Annotated in this window: 1 protein-coding gene; it reads right to left on the minus strand. The window is 72.9% G+C overall.

Features of this window, described 5'->3' with window-relative positions:
- Nucleotides 1–628: MFS transporter (locus ACFQEU_RS17385; RefSeq protein WP_379784196.1), on the minus strand; the 628-nt coding region annotated here is incomplete at both ends.

The following is a 628-nucleotide window of genomic DNA, read 5'->3' on the forward strand; positions in this document are numbered from 1 at the left end:
GCGAGCACGAGCGCGAGGAGCGCGACGGCCGCCACCCCGAGCGTCCCGACCATCACCGGGTAGCGGCCGACCCGGTCCGACAGCTCGCCCGTGACCAGCTGGACGAACGTCACCGCGAAGACGACCGAGTACAGTAGGCTCGCCGTCGCCGCCGTCAGCCCGGCCTCCCGCGAGAGGTACAACGGGAGGAACGCGATGAGCCCGTTGTGCGCGAACGAGAACCCGACCGTCACGGCGACGAAGGCGGTGAACCGCCGGTCCCGAAACAGCGCCAGATACTCCGTGACGCCGGGCTCCGACCCCCCGTCGTCGCCGTCGGCCGCCCCGTCCGGCAGCCGGGAGGGCCCCCGGACGAGGAACAGGACGGCGAGGAGGAACGCCGCGCCCGCGATCACTACGAACAGCCCGCGCCAAGACGCCCCGGGAACCCGATCGAGGAGAAACGCGAGGGAGGGGGGCGCGGAGAGGAAGACGACGACCGCCGCGGGTGCGACCACCCCGCTCAGCGCCCCGAACGTGTCGTGGACGCCGAGGGTCCGACCGGTCCGAACCGGGTAGGCGCGCGCGAGCAACCGCACCGCGACGGTCTTGTGGACGCCCGTTCCGGCACCGATCACGAGCATCGCCG

The sequence above is a fragment of the Halorubrum tibetense genome, assembly GCF_042661865.1.
Lineage (GTDB): Archaea > Halobacteriota > Halobacteria > Halobacteriales > Haloferacaceae > Halorubrum > Halorubrum tibetense.